General features: G+C 35.7%; 16 protein-coding genes. 12 read left to right on the plus strand and 4 right to left on the minus strand.

Annotated elements, in window-relative coordinates; translation table 11 throughout:
- Positions 1-124: 124 nt before the first annotated feature.
- Positions 125-784 (minus strand): SIMPL domain-containing protein, encoded by a 660-nt coding sequence (locus H8R24_RS12660; RefSeq protein ID WP_317172585.1) that lies wholly within the window; start codon positions 782-784, stop codon positions 125-127.
- 87 nt (positions 785-871) lie between these two features.
- A complete protein-coding gene (locus tag H8R24_RS12665; protein ID WP_187019614.1) occupies positions 872-1510 on the minus strand; it encodes a rhomboid family intramembrane serine protease in 639 nt (212 codons plus the stop codon).
- A gap of 281 nt (positions 1511-1791) precedes the next feature.
- Between H8R24_RS12665 and H8R24_RS12670 the strand changes: the two genes are divergently transcribed.
- Entirely contained in the window at positions 1792-3357 is a 1566-nt protein-coding gene (locus H8R24_RS12670) for a protein adenylyltransferase SelO (RefSeq protein ID WP_187019612.1), read from the plus strand.
- A 34-nt stretch (positions 3358-3391) separates the two neighbouring features.
- Here H8R24_RS12670 and H8R24_RS12675 read toward each other — a convergent pair whose 3' ends face one another.
- Positions 3392-4879, minus strand: a complete 1488-nt coding sequence (locus H8R24_RS12675) for an aminotransferase class V-fold PLP-dependent enzyme (protein ID WP_187019611.1) — start codon at positions 4877-4879, stop codon at positions 3392-3394.
- 146 nt (positions 4880-5025) lie between these two features.
- Entirely contained in the window at positions 5026-5607 is a 582-nt protein-coding gene (locus H8R24_RS12680; protein WP_187019609.1) for a porin family protein, read from the minus strand.
- A gap of 248 nt (positions 5608-5855) precedes the next feature.
- Between H8R24_RS12680 and H8R24_RS12685 the strand changes: the two genes are divergently transcribed.
- The 11 genes from H8R24_RS12685 to H8R24_RS12735 all read left to right on the plus strand — a co-directional run bounded on the left by H8R24_RS12685 (position 5856) and on the right by H8R24_RS12735 (position 21803).
- On the plus strand, positions 5856-6284 hold the full coding sequence (locus H8R24_RS12685) for a DUF3995 domain-containing protein (RefSeq protein ID WP_187019607.1): 429 nt from the start codon (positions 5856-5858) through the stop codon (positions 6282-6284).
- Positions 6285-6517: 233 nt separating this feature from the next.
- Positions 6518-7240 carry a hypothetical protein gene (locus H8R24_RS12690; protein WP_187019605.1) on the plus strand — a complete coding sequence of 241 codons (723 nt, stop codon included), beginning with the start codon at positions 6518-6520 and terminating at the stop codon, positions 7238-7240.
- 584 nt (positions 7241-7824) lie between these two features.
- Entirely contained in the window at positions 7825-9426 is a 1602-nt protein-coding gene (locus H8R24_RS12695) for a hypothetical protein (RefSeq protein ID WP_187019603.1), read from the plus strand.
- Between the two features lie 229 nt (positions 9427-9655).
- A complete protein-coding gene (locus tag H8R24_RS12700) occupies positions 9656-10144 on the plus strand; it encodes a hypothetical protein (protein ID WP_187019601.1) in 489 nt (162 codons plus the stop codon).
- Between the two features lie 171 nt (positions 10145-10315).
- Complete coding sequence (locus tag H8R24_RS12705) at positions 10316-10819, plus strand: DUF1398 domain-containing protein (protein WP_225876822.1); 504 nt, start codon at positions 10316-10318, stop codon at positions 10817-10819.
- A gap of 24 nt (positions 10820-10843) precedes the next feature.
- Positions 10844-11434: a hypothetical protein gene (locus tag H8R24_RS12710; RefSeq protein ID WP_187019597.1), complete on the plus strand. Its 591-nt coding sequence runs from the start codon at positions 10844-10846 to the stop codon at positions 11432-11434.
- A gap of 222 nt (positions 11435-11656) precedes the next feature.
- Positions 11657-12028 (plus strand): VOC family protein, encoded by a 372-nt coding sequence (locus H8R24_RS12715; RefSeq protein WP_187019595.1) that lies wholly within the window; start codon positions 11657-11659, stop codon positions 12026-12028.
- 152 nt (positions 12029-12180) lie between these two features.
- Positions 12181-12618 (plus strand): acyl-CoA thioesterase, encoded by a 438-nt coding sequence (locus H8R24_RS12720; RefSeq protein ID WP_187019593.1) that lies wholly within the window; start codon positions 12181-12183, stop codon positions 12616-12618.
- A 302-nt stretch (positions 12619-12920) separates the two neighbouring features.
- Complete coding sequence (locus H8R24_RS12725) at positions 12921-17888, plus strand: translocation/assembly module TamB domain-containing protein (RefSeq protein ID WP_187019591.1); 4968 nt, start codon at positions 12921-12923, stop codon at positions 17886-17888.
- On the plus strand, positions 17888-20200 hold the full coding sequence (gene tamL, locus H8R24_RS12730; protein WP_225876821.1) for a translocation and assembly module lipoprotein TamL: 2313 nt from the start codon (positions 17888-17890) through the stop codon (positions 20198-20200). The genes H8R24_RS12725 and tamL overlap by 1 nt, the downstream gene beginning before the upstream one ends.
- Before the next feature lie 175 nt (positions 20201-20375).
- Positions 20376-21803 (plus strand): L-serine ammonia-lyase, encoded by a 1428-nt coding sequence (locus H8R24_RS12735; RefSeq protein WP_187019589.1) that lies wholly within the window; start codon positions 20376-20378, stop codon positions 21801-21803.
- The last annotated feature ends 18 nt before the right edge of the window (positions 21804-21821 follow it).

A 21821-nucleotide genomic window follows, 5' to 3' on the forward strand; every position in this document is an offset into this window, starting at 1 on the left:
ATCCTACCGAGCCTTTTTGGCGAGGTAGATTGTAGCGAATAGCAGGAAATAGCTCCTGAAAAAAACCTGATGGATTAAGACAGTATATCGATAGTACAAAGCTGGCTACAAGTTACCCACTTAACTATTCCAATAGAAAGCTCACACTTACATTCGCCGTTATTTTAATTTCGCCGGCCGCAACTGTTTCTCTTGGTGTTGCCATATCACTCATTTCTGTTTTCATCATACGCGCATAAACAACTGGCTGTGGTCTGTAATTTTGTGAGTTGTCGGAAATCGTTAGCGCACGCCCCACTTTCTGACCTAATACCGAGACATAATCTTCAGCTTTCATCTTAGCATCTTTCATTGCTAACTTTCTAGCTTCTGACTCATATTTACTTAAACTTGACGACTGAAATTCTACATTATTTATTTTATTAATTCCCTGACTTACCAATCCATCCATTAATTCATCATATTTAGAAAGATCTCGCACTATAATTTCCAAGGTTTGCGTGGCATTATATGATGTTTTCTTCTTTTCATAATCGTACTGAGGATTTAGGGCTACACGCTGCGTTTTATAATCCGTTGGAGCCAAATTCATCTTCTTGATCATTTTTAAAACGGCTTCAACTTGAGTGTCGTTAATTTTTTTTACCTCCTTAGCATTTACACCTTTTGTCTCAACAGTTGCACTTATAGTTGCTTGATCTGGCACCACTTTAACCTCTCCTACTCCATTGACACTTATTTGAGCCACTTGCTTGATCTCTTGTGCCTGCAGCGTAGTCATCATTACAACTGCCAGAATTACTAGTACTTTTTTCATATTAATAAATTTTTAAAGTTTTATTTGCTAAAGCATCATTCAAAAATTGTGCCACTACAACTTTCCCATTCTTGCCATAACAAATAAAATAATTATTGGAATGGTTAACAAGACGACCATAAATGTATTTTCTATTAATAAATGAGGATTAGTTACTAATGTGATAACAAAACCTCCAATCGCGCCACCAAAATGAGCCGTATGTCCAATGTTATCATTTTTGGCACGCATACCATATATAGAATACAATAGATACAATATTCCAAAAAGATAAGCTGGCACAGGTATGATAAAGAAAATACCTAACATCATATTAGGTTCTAATAATATTGCTGAATACAAAACCCCTGTCACTGCACCCGAAGCGCCAACGGCTCTGTAATTATATTCGTTTTTATGAAAAATTATAGTTAGCAAACTTCCGAACATCAAACTTCCAAGATAAATTATAATGAAAGAAAAAGCCCCCAAATGACCGATAACGACAGGCGCGAAAAAATATAAAGTCAGCATATTAAATGCCAAATGCCCAATATCCGCATGTAGAAAAGCCGACGAAAACAACCTGATTTGTTCCCCCGCTTGAATACTACCCATGTGGAAGTCATATTTTCTAAAGAAAGACTGGTCTTCAAAACCTTTTAGGCTAAACAATACGTTGGCAACTATTACTGCAATTAAAATAAAATCCATACAATTAATTTATAATGAATTGTAAATGTACTAAATCTGATAGATTCACATCCTACCCGCGTATATTATTACTGTAGATTCCTTTCTGTAATGTTTTTTCCCGTCCACCAATTACACAACTGAATCTACAATTAACAACTATACTGCTTGATTTTTTGACTATCAATCAAAATTTTGTGCGAACCATTTGAATTACACAGGTAATCCTTTACCTTAATTAAGCTTTAATTAACGGTAGTTTTTCTAAAATATGATTAATTTTGAAATTAAAATAGAAACATATGCATTTAAAGATAAACAATAGATTTAGCACGGAATTACCCGCAGACAAAGATGAAACCAATGTCACTCGCCAAGTAAGCCATGCCTGTTTTTCGTATGTTATACCACAGATCCCTTCCAATCCAAAACTCCTTCATTTTTCTGAAGAAGTAACTACAATGATAGGACTAACAATTGAGGAGGTAGAAACTCCTGAATTCACAGCTGTGTTTTCGGGTAAGGAAATCCTACCCAATACTAGGCCTTATGCCATGAGCTATGCTGGTCATCAATTTGGGAATTGGGCCGGACAATTGGGCGACGGTAGAGCTATTGTTCTAACCGAAATAGAACACAACAACCACAATCACACCTTACAACTCAAAGGAGCAGGAATGACTCCTTATTCACGAAGAGCTGACGGAATGGCCGTACTGCGTTCCTCTATTCGAGAACATTTATGCAGCGAAGCCATGTTTCACCTAGGCGTTCCCACTACCCGCTCCTTATCTTTAATGCTTACAGGAGACCTCGTACTTCGTGATGTAATGTATGATGGTCATCCCGATTACGAAAAAGGTGCTGTGGTGTGCCGAGTTGCTCCCTCGTTTATTCGTTTTGGTAATTTTGAACTCTTTTCATCTCAAAATGATTTAAAAACTTTAAAATCAATCACAGATTTCACTATAAAACATCATTTCCCTGAAATATTAAAAACCAACAAAGAAGGCTATATTCAGTTTTTTAATGCTGTTGCAAATAAAAGCCGAGAAATGGTCTTGCACTGGCAACGAGTAGGCTTTGTACATGGTGTGATGAACACAGACAATATGTCTATTTTAGGATTAACAATCGATTATGGCCCTTACGGCTGGCTTGAAGACTACAACCCAGACTGGACACCTAACACTACTGACAGGGAAAACCGTAGGTACCGTTTTGGGAACCAACCCCAAATTGTATTGTGGAATTTATACCAATTAGCCAATGCTTTATTTCCTTTAATTGATGAAGCAGCACCACTGGAAACCATTTTACATGAATACCAATCACTTTATGAGGCTGATTATGCAGCCATGATGCGAAAAAAACTAGGCTTGAGCACTATACAAGAAGAAGACAACCAACTTATTGCGATTTTAACAGACAACCTTCAATTAATTGAAACCGATATGACGCTCTTTTTTCGAAAACTAAGTCAGGTAAAAAAGAAAGAGTCTGTTGAAAAAGCGTTTACGATTATTACTGATTCTTTTTACAAAATCGAAGCGATAACGACAGCCGTTCAAGAAAGTTGGTTATACTGGTTTACATTATACATTAATCGCTTGAATGCTGAAGACACTACAGATGCCATCAAGAAACAAGCTATGAATCTTGTAAATCCTAAATATGTTTTACGGAATTATATGGCACAATTAGCCATTGAAGCTGCTGAAAAAGAAGATTATTCGATACTTGAAGAATTACATATCGTTTTAAAGAAACCCTATGACGAACAAGAAAAATACGATAAATGGTCTACCAAAAGGCCCGACTGGGCGAGAGAGAAAATAGGTAGTTCTATGTTGTCTTGCAGTTCATAGCGAGACAACATAGCACTTTATTCCTTTAAATAATTTATATAGAAAACCACTCTTTTACCAATTCATCTTCTAATGGTTGTGCACGTTTATGTACAAACTCATTCGATTCACGATTATAATCATAATCCAAAGCCCATTTTTTATGATTTTTTGCCAAATCAATAATACTACTACACACAAATTCAATCTCAGCGGTGGTAGTAGTAGGATGAATAGACATTCTAATCCAGCCCGGTTTTCTTATTAAATCACCAAGACTAATTTCATCTACTAATTTATCTGAAGTTTCTTGATCTACGTGTAATAAAAAGTGTCCATAAGTACCGGCACAACTACAACCACCACGTGTTTGTATACCAAATTTATCATTGAGTAATTTCACACCTAGATTAAAATGTAAATCATCAACATAGAAAGAAATGACACCAAGTCTATCCTGGTGTTGTCCTGCTAGAATTTTTATATTCGAGATAGCTCCTAACTCTCCAAAAATGTAATTTACAATTTCGTGTTCTCTATTTAGGATATTCTCAATACCCATTTTTTCTTTCAGTTGGATTGCCAGCGCGGTTTTGATTACTTGTAAAAACCCAGGCGTTCCACCATCTTCTCTATCTTCAATATTATCAATAAACTTATGTTTTCCCCACGGATTAGTCCATGACACAGTTCCTCCACCAGGATTATCTGGAACTACATTTTGATACAGTTTTTTATTAAAAACTAAAACTCCCGAAGTTCCTGGTCCGCCAAGGAATTTGTGAGGCGAAAAGAAAACAGCATCCAAATAACTTTCTGGATCCTTGGGATGCATATCTATAGCTACATAGGGTCCTGAGCATGCAAAATCCACGAAACAAAGTCCGTTGTTTTCATGCATCAATTTAGCCACCTCATGATAAGGAGTTCTAATTCCGGTCACATTCGAACAAGAAGTAATCGAAGCAATCTTAAAACTACGTTCCTTATATTTATCTAATAATACAGCTAAATTTTTGAGACTAAACAATCCATCCTCCGTAGCCGGAATTACCTCTACATCAGCAATTGTTTCTAACCAAGAGGTTTGATTCGAATGGTGCTCCATGTGTGAAATAAAGACAATAGGTCTTTTCTCGGCCGGGATTGTAATAAAATCTTTTAAGTTTTCTGGAACTTTCAAACCTAAGATGCGTTGGAATTTATTAACAACCCCTGTCATACCAGTTCCATCGGTGATTAGAACATCATTTGCGTCAGCGTTTACATGGTGCTTGATTATATGACGCGCCTTGTGATAGGCTTTTGTCATTGCTGTACCCGACACCGTAGTCTCCGTATGTGTATTTGCTACAAAAGGGCCAAAATCATTCATCAATTTCTCTTCGATCGGGCGGTATAAACGTCCGCTAGCAGTCCAATCTGTATAGATGATTTGCTGCGCACCGTATGGCGATAAAAAATCTTGATCTATTCCGATGATGTTTTTACGGAACTGCTGAAAGTATTGCTCTAATTGCGTTGGCGTTTCTGTGACGGTCATGACATTCTTTAATTAAAAAGCAAATATATTGAATTTAGTCGGTATAAAAATCATTCTTTTTGCAACTTCTTTTTATACCTTAAAAAACACAAAACCCGCTCCTATAAATAGCTGGAGCAGGTTTAGTGTTTAATTTACGTTTTATTTTACAAATCAAATCCTAGAGAGAATTGCCAAACACGGTTTTGAGCAGTATTGTTTTCATATAAATCACCCAAACCTAAATGATAACGTGCACCAATACTCATACCCGAATTTGTTTTAAAGCCAGCTCCAAAATTGACGCCATAATCAAAACTGTTAGGATCGTATTGTTGTGATGCACTAAAAAAACCATCGTAAACCTCTTTATGCGAAATAGCCAAACCTATTTGTGGTCCAGCTTCCAAAAAGAAATTCTGAGAAGGATAAACTTTCAGCATTATCGGTAAATTGATATAATCTAATTTTTGGGTAAATGTTCCACTCGCATTTTTAATTTCGTACCCTTGTTGTGAATACGTTAATTCCGGTTGGATAGCCACACTTTCACTAATAAACGACTCTCCATACACACCGATATGAAAACCATGACGCTGACCCGTTTCTCCGTTTCCGTCAAAATTAACCGCAGCAAGATTGTATCCTCCCTTGATTCCTCCACTAGATTTATGTGCCCCAACATCTTGCGCATTAGCAGTTACTAATAAGCCTATAATTAAAGTGATTGTTAAATAAGATTTCTTCATGGTTATGGTATTTATATTCGTTAGTATTCAACTTGGTTGTTGATCAAGGCAAAAATATTTCAAAACCATAGCAAAACTTTTATATAATTATCACTAGATTTTATAGAATTATGTTCTTTGAAACAAATTAGACAAAAAAATAGTTCAATACTTACATTAACAACAATTTGAAATAGTACTTTTAACAACGCTTCATCCTAAAATTGAACCGAACAAAAGCAATATTCACTATTAAAACATAAAAAGTCATGATCTTATTAGCAGGCATTGCATTAGTTTTAATTTTCCTCTCATTATCATTTATCCACTTTTATTGGGCATTGGGAGGAAACTGGGGCGCTGCAGCCGCCATACCTATAAAAGATGATAATACCACCAAAATGATTGAACCTTCTATTTTTAGCACATTAATTGTCGCTTTGATTTTACTTGCTTTTGGATTATTAGTAGTCTTAAAAACTGGAGCCTTCACTTTTAATTTACCATCATGGCTAAGTAATTACGGGCTTTGGATAATTGCCATAATTTTTTCGATTCGTACTGTAGGTGATTTTAAGTATGTGGGATGCTTTAAAACGGTAAAGACGACTACTTTTAGCCGTTACGACAGTCTTATTTTTACACCATTATGCGCTGCAATCACAATCTTGACTGCATTAATTGAAATACTCACATAAAATAGAAAATTGTTAGTTTTTACTCTATTACTAAAGATAATTACTATTCACTACCCTACTATCGTTTTTTTTATTACATTTATTTTTTAGATAAAAACAATCTTTGCACGCATAGTGCTATTGCATTAAATAAGTTGTTTTTGAATTACCATTTTGGTTGCAACGCTTCTCAAATTATGAAAACGAGCATATCGCTCTGAATAGCAGCAACCTGATTTATAAATGAGTCCAAAATGAAGCATGAAACCCTTACATCTGCTATTGATACAGTAGCTGATTCCAGAATAAAACCGGTCGTTTTTTCGGCTGATCCTTTGTCTCGCCTCGATGGAACTGAGATGAAGTACAAGCCTATGGCTGACCCAACCATTCCTTTTCGAGATGAAACATCGGTTGAAACCAAAAAAGAAAGCATCAAGCGTTTAATTGAAAAACTCGACGTTACAAAAAACATACGCTACAAAAGAACGGTTGAAGATACCTATTGCAATGTATATTCATTTGATTACTGCCATTTTACTAATGTGTATTTACCTACTGTATGGTGGACTGATGCCGCTATAACAAAAATACTAAACGGAGAAGAAGTACATCCTGTTTACGGAGATACTGTTCAAACGATTTACTCTAGCGCGCTACTGGATTGGTTTTTAAAATGGGGAAACAGTTTTGGATGGAAACGCATTTTGAATGTTGACGAGCTACAAGAAAAAGTAAACACGAATGGAGGCATAGGAATTATTTGTGCCAAAAGAAAACAGCGCGGATTATCAGGACATATCGTTCCTGTGGTTCCAGAAACTGCAAAAAACAAAGCGTATCGCGAAAACGGACAAGTAGTGTACCCTTTACAATCACAAGCAGGAAAGGTAAATTACAAATACTTTGCTACCGTAAAAAAAGACTGGTGGAATAATGAGTTATACTCGGATTCTGTGTTTTATTACCACGATTAATTTGTATTGTTTTAGTCCTGTTTTAGCTTGTAAAATCAGCTTCTTTCTTTCCATCAAGTTACTTAGCGTATCATGATGCAATAAAACGGTTTTTATCCTATCATTTTTTCGTTGAAAAATGAAAAACATTTAGCTATAAATCAACAATTTGAACCTTTTTTAATTCGAAAAATACAGCTTCAAAAAACTTCTTGCCATTTCCGTTGTTTTTAGTCTAAAAAGCTATTGTAAATTCCAATTTAATAAAGTACTTTTGCAATCTGGAAAAATACTAGAATAGCAAAAGGTTCTCCTGTGCAATTCGTCTACTTAAATCATTGCAATAAAAGACATTACAAACCATACTGATTTTGTAAGTTACTTATAAAATTAAGTCTTTTAGCGGTAGTTCGGTCGATACAAACACTAAATTTCTAAGACTTAAATTAAATTCCTGTAATTTAAAAGTAAAAAACATTTTTAACGACGACTCCATCGGTTTTAAACTAAAGAAAATGGCATTTAAAACTTTGCTGTCGCAAAAACTATAATACAAAACGCAATACAGATACATACATAACCATTTAAAAACAACACTCGTATAAATGAAAGAAAATCAGACACAAAAACACTATTGGGGTATCGGATTAGAGAACGAAACGTACCTACAATTTGAAGAATCCCTTACCGTATCTGGTGCATTTATACAAGAAAAAATTGGTTTTGAAAAGTACAGCATTGATTATACTAAATGTTACAAACCAGAGTGTTTACAGCCTTTGTTAGAAAAAGGATTTGCATGGGATAAAAATTATACCGTAAGCCGAATGATGAATAGTCATTCCTTAGAAAAACTAGACATTCATTTCCAGCATAAAACGGTGTCCTTACCTACAACTATTACTAATGCTGATGGAACAACTGAGATAAAACTAGAGCCACAAGAAAATCCTAACTATTCAGGACAATCGATCATGGAGCTATTTTTACAAAATCAGCCGTACAACATTCAAAGCATGATCACGCAGCGTGATAAAACCATGGGATCAGTACATTTTGACGGAGATTCTATTGAGTTTGTGACTAAATATTTTGAGAACAGAACTGTTGTTGATTCGACTAAAGAATTGAAAGCGACTAAAAAACTTTTTCTAGACAAAATCAACGAATCGGCTGTTTTGAACGAAAAACTGACTTTTCCTGATTATAACTCAGGACTTAATATGTTTATGAGCAATCAAGAAAACTTGGTGTTATTCAACAATGGAACTTATCATTTTCACATCACTTTACCCACACTTACAGAAGACAGTCGCATTGTGGACTACAAAGCATTCGAAAAAGATCATGGAAACGCCATTTACCTATTGCAATGGTTTGAACCTTTTTTCATCGCAACACTAGGTAGTCCAGATATCATGGGGATCATTTGCGAAAGCGAAAACATCGAACAAAAATTTACTTTGGGTTCTATGCGCAACGCCATGTCACGTTACATAGGTGTAGGAACATACAACAAAGGGATGCCAAAAGGCAAAATTTTGACTTACAAAGTAGATGAGTTCAGAAAACTATTGAAGTTTGACAAAGCAGATAACATCTGGTGGAGAGACCGCATTGAACAGGAAATGGATTATGAATTACTTCCTGAAGTAGGTCTAGACTTTAATCAGGAAAAAATGTATCAAAGCGGGTTTGAATTTAGAAGTTTTGATGAATTCCCAGCTGCTTATTTAAATGATGTACTTTTTGCCATTATTTTAATCTGTGAGCACGCCTTAAACTTAGAAGATGTAAAATGGGGTCACGATAGCGAAGTATGGAACAATCTAGTGTACAAAACATTAAAATATGGTTATTCGACTGAAATAGACGCTGCCGAAAAACAAGAAGTATTAGATTTACTTCAACTATTAAAGCCTACTGATGCTACTTACGATACATTGAAAGCTGAGTTTGACTCCATTATTTTATTAGACGCTTTTTTCTTTAAGATATTAGCAGTGTTACATGATACTTATAAAGATACTAATAAGTGTCTTGATGCTATGTATGGTCAAAAAGCGGTAACGGCTCCAGAATGGGATAACTTTAATAAATACCAATTAGAGCAGCATCGTTTACAAACAACTACTGTAGACACGTCTATAATGCTTGCTAACCGTAAAAAAATCAATAAAAAGAAGTCGTTAATAGCAGCGTCATAAGCAAATAATGAAAAAAGGAACTTTTTTTCTATAATTTATAAATAATTTTTTAATTATTCGTAATCAACTTAATTTCAGCTTATTAAATCAATAAAACTATATATAAGTTGATTGTACTGTATTCCAATAAAATGTTAAAAACATATTGTGGCACAGTTGTTGGCTTTACAGTAAATGTATATACGCAACGAATAAAAAAATTAGATTATAATTCAAAAATATAGAAACTATGAAAACTTTAAAATTAATTGCCACTGGAATAATTCTACTTGTATCAAGCGCTTCAAATGCGCAACTTTCAATCAGTTTAAACATAGGAAACGCTCCTGTTTATCGCAACGCCGTAGCTGTAGATTATTACTACTTGCCAGACATTCAAACCTACTTTGATGTTCGTGCTAATCAATATGTTTACCTTGAAAGAGGGAATTGGAAGCGTTCTAGAAACCTACCAGTATATTATAGAGATTATGATGTACGAAATGGATACAGAGTAGCCTTAAACGATTGTCACGGGAACCAACCTTATAAAAACTACAACAATGACAGAGCAAGATATTATGTAGGATACAGGGGTGAAAATCAAAGAACAGCTATGAAACGTTACAACGATCGTGATGATTATCGCAACAATGATTATAAAGGATACAAAAAAGAAAAATACGCCTACAACGACCATCACGACAATCGTGATAGATACGAAAACAACCGCAGATAAACGGTAGTTTACTCAAAAAACTAGAGAGTGTTTCATTGCGAAACACTCTCTTTTTTTATGCCTTCAAGTGAGGTATTGCCTAGTTCAAAAAGTTAATTAAATTTATCAATAAGTAGCAAACAAGCAGATGGTCATACAATCTTCAAATCCGCTTTCGCAAAAGAGTAAAGCTTGATAGAAAAAGTAAGCACATCCTTTGATACCGATTTTGGTTCAACCAACAATCTTCAAAATAAAATTGTATATTTCGAACGCAAAAAAAACGAAAAGCAACTAAAATTGAACCCTATGTTTACTCTAGAACAAATCAAACAAGCGTATGACAAAGTAAAAACAGAAACTGATTTTACTATTTACATTAACGAATTAATCGCCTTAGGGATAAAAGGATATGACTCTATGGTTGCCGATGGCCGAGTGGTATATTACAGCAATACCGATTATGAAGTAAGCACCGACAAAAAATACGACCTACTTGCGATTGCTCCAACAGCTAATAAGGAACGTTTTATTGAATATTTGGTCATGCACGAAGGAGGACAATCGGATTATTTTACTTTTTGCGAACAAGCTGCACAATGTGGAATTTATAAATGGCGCATAGACATTACCGAAATGACTTGTACTTATATCACTAAAGATGGTGATGCTTTGATTATTGAAAAAATTAATTAATCATTACTGTTTACTAAAAATACTATGAGTCGAACGCACTACTTTCTGATCTGTCTTTCTATTTTAATTACAAGTTGCAACGGACAATCTAGCCCTACCCTTAAACTTTATAACAAAGATTTTAAATGGACAATTACCATTCCTGAAGATTTTGAAAAAGTAGAAAGTGAGCAATGGAAAAAAATGCAAAATAAAGGAGCTGAAGCCATTGAAAAAACATACAATAAAGAAATCGTAAATGAAGCCACTGTTTTATTTGTCTTTAAAAGTGGCGCTACTAATTATCTAGAGGCCAATTACCAACCTTTTGATGAAAAAAAAGATGGATCCTATGTAGAAAACTGGAAGGCTGTAAATGAGGTTTTATATCATACGTTTCAATCTCAAATGCCAAACGCCAAGGTAGATACAACCACTACAATTGAGAAAATTGACAATTTAGATTTTCAAAAATTCATCATGAAAGTAGCCTATCCAAATAACATGATTTTGAACATTTTAATGTACAGTCGATTAATTAAACAAAAAGAATTTACTGTTAACATTATGTATGTCGATCCTAAAAAGGGAGAACAACTACTAGCAGCTTGGAAAGCATCAAAATTTGATGAATAATTTTAAAAACTATAAAAAAGAGCTCAGCCACTGATACCAATTTCACATTAAATATTATTAGACTCTACTATATTATAAGTTTAACTATTAAAGCGCCACGAATTGAAACAGTTCGTACACAAGTATAATTTACAATTTATCTATTCTTTGCAATCTGTAAACAACTCAATTGACACTGATACGTAAAAACTACAAACCTTACATTTACCTATACCATAAAATATGGAACAGCTAGTAAAATCCATTCGGCCCTTTATAGGAGCCAAAGATTATGCGGTATCCCGCGCTTTCTATAAAGACTTGGGATTTCAAGAAATAATTGTATCACCAAAAATGTCCTATTTCCAATTGGAACAACTGGGGTTTTACCTGCAGGACGCTTATGTAAAAGATTGGATAGACAATAGCATGATTTTCATGGAAGTAGTAAACCTAACGCTTTTCTACAATGCGCTACTCCTTCTTGATTTACCTAAAAAACACAAAGGTGTAAAACTTAGCTCCATCCGGATACAAGACTGGGGAAGTGAATGTTACCTACATGATCCTTCGGGTATTTTGTGGCATTTTGGTTCATTTAACACAGTCAAATAATGTACTAATAAAATGTGTTATTATTTCCAAAATACAAACTATCTCTAAATATTTCGCAATATTAACCGCTTTTAGCGTAAGAAATTTGAATTAATTTTTATAATTTTGAAACTAATACTGACTAATTCAGTACCCAATCAAAATTCAATACAATGACATCTTTTAACAAACAATTATCCCTTCGCTGGTCCGATATAGATCCTAACTTCCACGTGCGACACAGCGCTTATTATGATTTTGGAGCACAACATAGAATCGAAATTCTAGAAAGCCTTGGCTTGACCATGAAAGTATTACAAATGAACCATATTGGTCCCATTTTATTTAGAGAAGAATGTGTTTTTCGAAAAGAAATTAAGCTATCTGATACCATTATTATGCACACCAAAGTATCTAAACTAAAAGCCGATGCATCGAGATGGTCAATTGTTCATGAGTTCAAAACAGAAAACGATCAATTATGTGCAACCATAACAGTAGATGGTGCTTGGATGGATACAAAGCTAAGAAAAATAGCCAATCCTACACCTGAACTAGCTGTAGAAGCCTTGAGTAGCTTCCCTAAAAGTGATGATTTTATTACTTTTTAAAACCCATCGGCCAAAGCAAACTATCTTTTTCGAATAAAAAAAAGCAAAACTATAACCTTAAAAGTTATAGTTTTTTTTTGGGTTCATTCGTAGCTATCAAATTGTCGCTCCTACAAAGCAAGATTGTAGAGGAGATATTAAAGCGGATGTGGCAAAATTTAGAAAAATTTATAACTATTCCCTTGAATTTTGTAAGACTTTCTAAATATAAATTTTCATCTTTGTATAGGTTTCGATTTAAATTTAAAAAAATAGCATTTATCCAGTACAAGCGTACTATTTAAAGTCTAAAATAATATCATTTGAAAAAATACTTACAAAAAGCTTCGCGCCTATTTCTATGGATTTTAGGGGTCATTTTTAGCCTAATTTTGCTAAGCTTGATTTTAATCCAAATTCCTTCGATTCAAAACGTTGCGAAAGAAAAAGTGGTAGCTTTTATTCAAGAAAAAATCAAAACTAAAGTATCGATCGATCGGTTAAAGATTGCGTTTCCTCAAACCATATTACTAGAAGGGATTTATTTTGAAGGTCAAAATAAAGAAACACTGCTGGCCGGAAAAAAAATGGCTGTAGACATTAGTATTTGGCAGCTAGTCAATAATAAAATCATCCTTAATTCTATTGACCTAAACGGCATACAAGCAACTATAAAGAGGGATAACAAAGGAACATTCAACTTTGATTATATTATTGAGGCGTTTAACTCCCCGCAACAACAACCAACAGATAGTACGGCTGCACCGATGGTTCTTCGCTTAAACGAAATCAACTTAGATACCATAGCGATTCAGTACACTGATTCATATTCGAAAAATAATTTCGCACTAAACTTGGGCCATTTAGACACAAAAATCAGCACTTTTGACTTGGATGAAATGAATTTTTCTGTTCCAAAAATCAAAATAAAAGGGTTACAACTGAAATTAAAACAAGGAATCTCCACCGTGATTCCAGTTCCTGAAAAAGTAGATAATACTAAATCTAATTTGAATATTGCAATAGGAGAAGTTGATTTATCAAAAATTGCAATTGATTATGAAGATCAAAAGGGGAAATTAACAACGACCCTCGCCTTAAAAAAGGCCTTTGTTAAATTTGAAAAAACAGATATTCCCAATCAGTTTATATTGATTGACAGACTAGCATTATCAGACGCTGAAGCAGCTGTTGCTCTTGGCAAACTTAAAGAAATTGTAACAAGCAGTCCTGCAGTGACTAACGAGTCAAACAACTGGGAAGTAAAACTAAGAGAATTGAGCCTCAAGCGTATTGGTCTTGACTATAACAACAATGCTATTGCAGCCGTTCAAAAAGGAATGGATTACAATCATATTAAGCTTTCGTCTTTGAGCACGGAGGCTAAATTTATTCGCTACAATCCCATAAGTATTTCAGGAACTATCAATTCATTCCAGGTAAAAGAAAAATCGGGACTGGTAATTGAATCGTTTAAAAGTAATTTTTTCTACGGACGAAAGAACACATTCTTTAAAAACTTGTATCTCAAAACGCCCCAAACTGAAATAAAAGACGAAATACAAATAGGTTACCAATCGATAGATAATATCACAACAAACCTAGGAGACATTAGCATTATAGCGCAATTAAAGAAAAGCCGCATTGGTTTTAAAGACATCTTGCTACTCGTTCCCAGTCTAGCAACAACAAAACCATTTGACAGCAACCCAGATGCAGTGCTACTAATAGATAGTAAAATCAATGGTAAACTTAATGCTATTAAAATTCCAAAACTGGAAGTAAGCGGTATTGGCTCTACCAAAATTAATGCAAGCGGTACTATAACAGGATTGCCAGATGTAGCAAAAGCCCAATTTAACTTAGTACTTCACGAACTAAAAACCAGTGCGAAAGACATGAACCAATGGACGCCAAAAGGCAGCATCCCCAATAGCATACAACTACCTGCTGCACTACAAGTATCCGGGATATTTAAAGGAACAATCAATGATTTCTATACGGACTTGGTAGTGGGATCCAGTTTTGGACCTGCAAAAATCAAAGCACAATTCAACCAAACAATAAAAACCAAAGAAAAATACAGCGTCAATGCTAACCTGCTAAACTTTGATCTAGGCAAATTATTGAAAAATAATGAATTAGGCAAAGTGAGCTTACAAACCACAATTAAAGGAACGGGGCTAGACCCGAAAACAGCATCTACCGAGCTGAACGGAACCATCCAAAAATTGACTTACAATAAATATACCTATCAAAATATTGCTTTACAAGGAGGCGTTCGGCAAGGGCTGTTTAACGTTGAAGGAGACAGTAATGACAGTAATCTTACTTTAGACTTCATTAGTAGCGGAAGTTTTAAAGACAAATATCCAACCGGAACCCTGCAATTAAATGTAGATATTGCCGACCTGGAAAAACTAAATTTACACGCCGGTCCATTAAAAATAAGAGGTGTTTTAACGGCTGATATCCAGTCTGCTGATATTGATTATCTAAATGGTAGCTTTACAATTAAAAACTTAAGTGTTGCCGATGATGTAAATGAGTTTATCACCGATACTATTGTAGTAACGGCCTTATCAAACATCGACCAAAATAGTTTGAATTTCAAGTCGCCTTTCTTAAATGCTAGTTTAAACGGACAGTACCAGTTATCAAAAATTGGTGCGGCCTTGACAGCATCTCTTTCTAATTATTACAGCACGACGGCTCATTCGAAAAACAAAAAAACGGACGGCCAAGCATTCGATTTTAAAATAGGTATTATTGACAGTCCGCTATTTGCAAAATTGATTCCAGGAATCGAAAGCTTAGAACCCATTGCTATTAGTGGTCGATACAATTCTTTAAACGACAATATAACCATTAATGGTAACAGTCCAAAACTAATTTATGACGGTAATACCATAACCAATGCTGTACTACAATTAGATACAAAAAATGGCGCTTTGGTCTATACTATTATGGTTGATGATTTTCAGAATGCCCAGTTTCAATTGCCGTATGTCGCATTAACAGGAACTATTGCAAATAATAGTGCCAATTACCTTTTACAAATAAAAGATCAAAAAGACCAAGAACGGTACACCCTTGGTGGAACAGTTGAGGCTACTAACGGCTCGAACAACATCCATTTCGATCCTAATACAGTATTACTCAATTACGAAAAGTGGAAAATAGACGCAGACAACCTTATTCAATTAGGTGCCAAAGGTTTTAATATTGACAAATTAGCATTAAGCAAAAATAATAGTAGCATTGAAGTGCAATCAACCACTAACGCGCAAAATGCTCCGATTGACATTAAAGTCAAAGATTTTAAAATAGAAACCTTGAGCAGCGTAGCAGAGAAAAGTGATTTAACCATTAGTGGAAACACAAACGGAACCATTTCTTTAAAGAATATAAATAGTGGAGCCGTTTTTACTACCAATTTAACGATCGCTGATTTTGCGTATAAAAAAGATACCGTAGGGACTATAAAAATTCAAGTTGATAATGAAATAGCCAATAATTACCGTGCTAATATTGCTATAACAGGTCAAGACAATCAAGTAAATCTGGACGGAATTTACACCACTGGAGATCATACAATGGACTTTAATCTAGATGTTGTGAAACTAAACTTAAAAAGCATACAAGGTTTCACTTTGGGGAACTTGACAGAGAGCACTGGATTCTTTAATGGAAAATTCAGCATCAATGGAACTGCAACACAACCTAAATTAAATGGCGTTTTGAAATGGAATGAAATAGGTTTTAAACTAAAACCCCTTAATGCCACATTTAAATCTATGAATGATGCTGTATCATTTACAGACGAAGCCATTGTATTCAATCAATTTACGATCAAAGATGAAAAGGACAACGATTTAGTTATCGATGGAAAAATTAATAGCAGTAATCTGGATAATCTTGGTTTTGATCTGCGCTTAGATGCTACTAATTTTCAAGCATTAAACTCGACCGAAAAAGACAATGATTTGTATTATGGAAAATTATTTCTAGACAATCATTTACGCATTAAAGGAAGCTTGAATAGTCCTATAGTTGACGGAAACATAAAAGTCAACAAAGACACTGAACTTAGTATTGTCATGCCACAATCGGACCCATCAATTGCTGATCGTGAAGGGATTGTAGAATTTATCGATCAAGACCATCCTAGCATCGTTAAAAAAGTAACTGTAACCGAAAACTTGAGTAAAACGGAGATCAAAGGCATTAACGCTTCTGTCAATATCGAAGTTGACAAAGCCGCTGCCTTATCCATCATCATCGATAAAGCCAACGGTGATTTCTTGCAATTAAAAGGAGAAGCCGACTTGAATGGTGGTATCGATCCTTCGGGTAAAACAACTTTGACAGGAAGATATGAACTATCAGAGGGTGCTTATGAAATGAATTTTAATTTCATCAAAAGAAAGTTTGACATTAAAAACGGTAGTTATATTTTATGGACAGGCGAGCCTACCACAGCTGATATTAATATCACGGCCGTGTATAAAAATGAAGCAGCCCCTATTGATCTTGTCGATGGACAGCTAGGTTCACTTACTACTGAAGCCCGCAATACCTACAAACAAAAATTGCCATTTGAAACCCAATTGATCATGAAGGGGGAATTGATGAAACCAAGTATCAGCTTTGATGTGGTTTTACCCGACGGCAACAATAGCGTATCAACGGATATCATTACTACTACCCAGGCCAAACTGGCGCAACTGCGTCAACAACCCGATGAGTTAAACAAGCAAGTATTTGCACTACTGTTATTGAATCGTTTTATAGGCGAAAACCCTTTTGCTAGTGAAGCAGGCGGCAATGCATTGACAACAATGGCAAGGCAAAGCGCTAGTAAAATTTTATCAGAGCAATTAAATAATTTAGCTGGTGACTTGATCAGTAGTGTTCAGTTGAATTTTGATCTGAATTCGACCGAAGATTATACTAGTGGACAACTGGAAAACAAAACCAACTTGAATGTAGGAGTTACTAAAAAATTATTAAACGACCGATTGAAAGTCACGGTAGGAAGCAGTTTTGGATTAGAAGGACCACAACAAACCAATGAAAACACAAATACAATTGCAGGAGATGTCTCTGTAGAATACCAATTATCAAAAGACGGTCGCTATAAACTAAGGGCTTACCGTGTAAACAAATATCAGGTAGCACTACAAGGGCAAGTAGTTGAAACGGGAGTTGCCTTCATCATTACATTAGATTACAATCATTTTAAAGAATTATTTCAAAAAACTAAAACTCCAACAGCGAAAAAGGAATAATGAAAACGACGCAGCCCATTATGAAAAACAAAGCACCACTACTCTACTCCATTTTGGTTCTGTTAGTACTATCAGCTTGTAGTGGTACACAGCATATTCCCGCAGACGATTTATTGTATACAGGAGCCAAAATAAAAATAGAAGGAAACAACACTTCCAAAAAAGAACGTAAATCACTAAGCGAAGCCCTTGTTTTACTGGTAAGACCGCAAACGAATGCTTCTTTTCTAGGAATGAGACCCAAAATATTCTTTTACAATCTAGCCGGAAAACCTACAAAAACTAAAGGATTTAGATACTGGCTGAGAAACAAAGTAGGCGAACCACCCGTTTTATTTAGCAAAGTAGATCTAGCTTATAACAGCAGTCTGTTACAAAACTATGCTCAAAACAACGGTTATTTCAATACAAAGACGGTTGCTGATTCGAGTCGTACTGGTAAAAAAGCCACCGCCACTTATACGCTTGAACCACGTAAACGCTATTATATTCGCAACGTACAATTCCCACAAGATTCATCGGCGGTAGCTACGGCTGTGCGTCAAACCATAAAAGGAACATTCTTAAAAACAGGCGCTGCATACAGTTTAGACCATATAAAAGCCGAAAGAGAACGCATTGATAGCAGGATGAAGGAAAACGGATTTTACTATTTCAATCCCGACTATTTATTGGTACAAGTAGACAGCACAGTAGCAGACCACCAGGTTGATTTGATTGTAAAAGTAAAAGCAGACAGCCCGCCACTTGCCAATCAACAATACAAAATCAATAAAGTGGTCATATACCCCAATTATTCGATTAATTCAAAAGCGAGCGCTCCAGCAGATTCTATCGTGAAATACCACGATTTTACCATAATAGATAGCGAAAAATTGTTCAAACCTGCTATTTATGATCGAACGCTTTACTTTAAAAAAGGTGATTTCTACAATCGTACCAATCATAATTTGTCCTTGAACCGATTGGTGAATTTAGGTACCTTTAAGTTTGTAAAAAACCAATTTAAAGTAGCCGACACTACTGGGAATTATTTAGATGCATATTATTATTTGACACCACTTCCCAAAAAATCACTTAGCCTACAACTATCAGCCAAAACCAATTCGGCTAACTATACTGGAACCGAACTTAATCTTAACTGGAGCAACCGCAATGTTTTCAAGGGAGCTGAGCAGCTTACGGTTTCAGCCTTTGGAGGAGTCGAAGTGCAGGTTTCTGGTCAAAATAATGGTTTCAACGTCTATCGTTTTGGTACCGAAGCCAGCTTAATATGGCCTAGAATCATGTCACCGTTTCGTTTTCATTCGGCCAGTGGTTTTGTTCCCAAGACTAAGGCTACGCTAGGCTATGAATTTCAAAACAGAACCCAGTTGTACTCGTTACAAACCTTCAAAGGCTCTTTTGGCTATTTATGGAAAGAGAATGAGCGAAAAGAACACTTATTCAATCTAACCGAAATCACCTTTGCCAGTCCCCAAAATGTCACTGCCTTATACCAATCACAAATTGCAGCCAGCCCTTCATTAGAAAAAGTCATAGATAAACAACTAATTTTTGGCCCTACCTATTCGTACACCTACACCAACACCATGGATAAGAGGAAAAAAAACACTGTTTACTACAAAGGAAGCCTTGATTTATCTGGCAATATTGCTGGATTAGTAACTGCTGCTAATGTTGAAAAAGGAGAAGCTGTCAAAGTATTTAATGTTCCGTTTAGTCAGTTTATAAAGGTAGAAAACGAATTCAGGCATTACTTGAAGTTAAGTGAAAATTCACAGCTAGCAAGCCGCCTTATTGCAGGACTAGGATTTGCATATGGAAACTCGACAGCAATGCCCTTTATCAAACAGTTCTTTAATGGAGGAACCAATAGTTTAAGAGCCTTTAGAGCACGATCATTAGGTCCAGGAACCTTCAATGGCAGCGCCACAACCAATGGTTTTTTACCCGATCAATCTGGAGATGTCAAACTCGAATTCAGTACTGAATACCGTGCTCAAATTTATGGTTTAGTCAAAGGAGCTTTATTCTTAGATGCAGGAAACATTTGGCTCATGAAAGAAGATCCAGACAAGCCCGGATCAAAATTTAGCAAAAACTTCATCAATGAAATCGCTGTGGGGGTTGGTGCCGGATTGCGATTTGATTTTTCATTCTTGGTTTTAAGAACTGATCTGGCCTTTCCTATTCGCAAGCCCTATTTAGCCGAAGGAAATAGATGGGTAGTAGATCAAATCAACTTCGGGAATGGCAGTTGGCGCAATAACAATTTGATTTTTAATCTTGCTATCGGCTACCCATTTTAATCATTTTGAGATAAATAGCCTTGTATTTTTATACAAAAACAAAAAAACATAGCTTTTACTCCTTATCATATCTTCATTTAAACTTAATTATTTCGAAATAAAATTTCATATTTATAATTATTAGCCATTGTTCATTGCTAAATTCAATTATATTTGTCTAAAAAACAAACTAACTATGGAAGAGTGCATTTCGGTTTTTGACATGCTAAAAATAGGTGTTGGTCCCTCAAGTTCTCATACATTAGGGCCATGGCGCGCTGGCGAACGCTTTTTAGAAGAGCTAAGAGATGAAAAACTTTTAGAAAGCACCATCAGAGTTAAAATAGACCTTTACGGATCCCTATCTTTAACAGGAAAAGGACACGCTACAGATCTCGCTGTAATGTTAGGATTAAGTGGTCAAGATCCCGAATATATTCCGGTAGAAAATATCGATGGTATCATTCAAACCATTCAAACCTCACATAGCCTCCTTTTGGGCAATCAATACCCTATTAGATTCCACATTCAGGACGATATTGTATTCAATAAAGACTTTTTGCCGTTTCATTCGAACGGAATGATGTTCACCGCCTTCATGGCCGATGGTACCTCATTTTCATCAACCTTCTACTCCATCGGTGGTGGCTTTGTAGTCAAGGAAGAACGTACCAATGCCAAGGAAAAAATCAAGATAAAATGTGCTTTCCCGTACATGGTCAATAATGCTGCGGAGTTGTTAAGCTTTTGCGTAAGCGAAAATAAAAGCATCTCAGAAATCGTTTACGAAAACGAAAAATCCATGCGTACCGAGGCCGATATCGATCACGAATTAATGCGCATCTGGAACACCATGCTCGAGTGTATGTACATAGGTTGCCACTCCGAGGGGATACTTCCCGGAGGTTTAAATGTACGCCGTAGAGCATTTGACATGCATCAAAATCTAATTGGATTGTCAAATTATAGTGATCCACAAACTTGGCTAGAACAAATCCGTTTGACCGAGGTAAAATTTCGCCAAATCCTGAAATGGGTTAGCTGTTTTGCATTGGCAGTAAACGAAGTCAACGCAGCCTTAGGCCGCATTGTTACTGCTCCTACAAACGGAAGCGCAGGTGTGATTCCATCAGTATTGATGTATTATTTGGTTATCGAAAACCACCAAGCAGGACCAAAGGAAATCAAACAATTTTTACTAGTAGCCGGAGAAATAGGTAGTATTTTTAAGAAAGGATCAACCATATCTGCCGCTATGGGCGGTTGCCAAGCCGAAATAGGTGTTTCGTCATCAATGGCCGCTGCTGCTTTATGCGAATTAATGGGCGGAACCCCAGAGCAAGTCCTAATGGCTGCCGAAATTGCCATGGAACATCACCTAGGGTTGACTTGTGACCCAATAGGCGGCTTAGTCCAGATTCCGTGTATCGAGCGCAATACCATGGGGGCTATAAAAGCCATCAATGCTGCCGAACTGGCATTGTCTACCGATGCCAAAAATGCAAAAGTCCCCTTGGACAAAGTAGTTAGTACCATGTGGGAAACCGCCAAGGATATGAACAATAAGTACAAAGAAACATCCGAAGGAGGCCTAGCCATCGCCGTGAACATGGCCGATTGTTAAGCATATCATCCAATACCA

The organism is Flavobacterium muglaense, from assembly GCF_014305155.1.
Lineage (GTDB): Bacteria > Bacteroidota > Bacteroidia > Flavobacteriales > Flavobacteriaceae > Flavobacterium > Flavobacterium muglaense.

What these genes read in the sequence shown, in the direction of transcription:
- H8R24_RS12660 (WP_317172585.1), bottom strand. Translation starts at nt 784, where the DNA reads ATGATGACTACGCTGCAGGCACAAGAGATCAAGCAAGTGGCTCAAATA.
- H8R24_RS12665 (WP_187019614.1), bottom strand. Translation starts at nt 1,510, where the DNA reads ATGGATTTTATTTTAATTGCAGTAATAGTTGCCAACGTATTGTTTAGC.
- H8R24_RS12670 (WP_187019612.1), top strand. Translation starts at nt 1,792, where the DNA reads ATGCATTTAAAGATAAACAATAGATTTAGCACGGAATTACCCGCAGAC.
- H8R24_RS12675 (WP_187019611.1), bottom strand. Translation starts at nt 4,879, where the DNA reads ATGACCGTCACAGAAACGCCAACGCAATTAGAGCAATACTTTCAGCAG.
- H8R24_RS12680 (WP_187019609.1), bottom strand. Translation starts at nt 5,607, where the DNA reads ATGAAGAAATCTTATTTAACAATCACTTTAATTATAGGCTTATTAGTA.
- H8R24_RS12685 (WP_187019607.1), top strand. Translation starts at nt 5,856, where the DNA reads ATGATCTTATTAGCAGGCATTGCATTAGTTTTAATTTTCCTCTCATTA.
- H8R24_RS12690 (WP_187019605.1), top strand. Translation starts at nt 6,518, where the DNA reads ATGAAGCATGAAACCCTTACATCTGCTATTGATACAGTAGCTGATTCC.
- H8R24_RS12695 (WP_187019603.1), top strand. Translation starts at nt 7,825, where the DNA reads ATGAAAGAAAATCAGACACAAAAACACTATTGGGGTATCGGATTAGAG.
- H8R24_RS12700 (WP_187019601.1), top strand. Translation starts at nt 9,656, where the DNA reads ATGAAAACTTTAAAATTAATTGCCACTGGAATAATTCTACTTGTATCA.
- H8R24_RS12710 (WP_187019597.1), top strand. Translation starts at nt 10,844, where the DNA reads ATGAGTCGAACGCACTACTTTCTGATCTGTCTTTCTATTTTAATTACA.
- H8R24_RS12715 (WP_187019595.1), top strand. Translation starts at nt 11,657, where the DNA reads ATGGAACAGCTAGTAAAATCCATTCGGCCCTTTATAGGAGCCAAAGAT.
- H8R24_RS12720 (WP_187019593.1), top strand. Translation starts at nt 12,181, where the DNA reads ATGACATCTTTTAACAAACAATTATCCCTTCGCTGGTCCGATATAGAT.
- tamL (WP_225876821.1), top strand. Translation starts at nt 17,888, where the DNA reads ATGAAAACGACGCAGCCCATTATGAAAAACAAAGCACCACTACTCTAC.
- H8R24_RS12735 (WP_187019589.1), top strand. Translation starts at nt 20,376, where the DNA reads ATGGAAGAGTGCATTTCGGTTTTTGACATGCTAAAAATAGGTGTTGGT.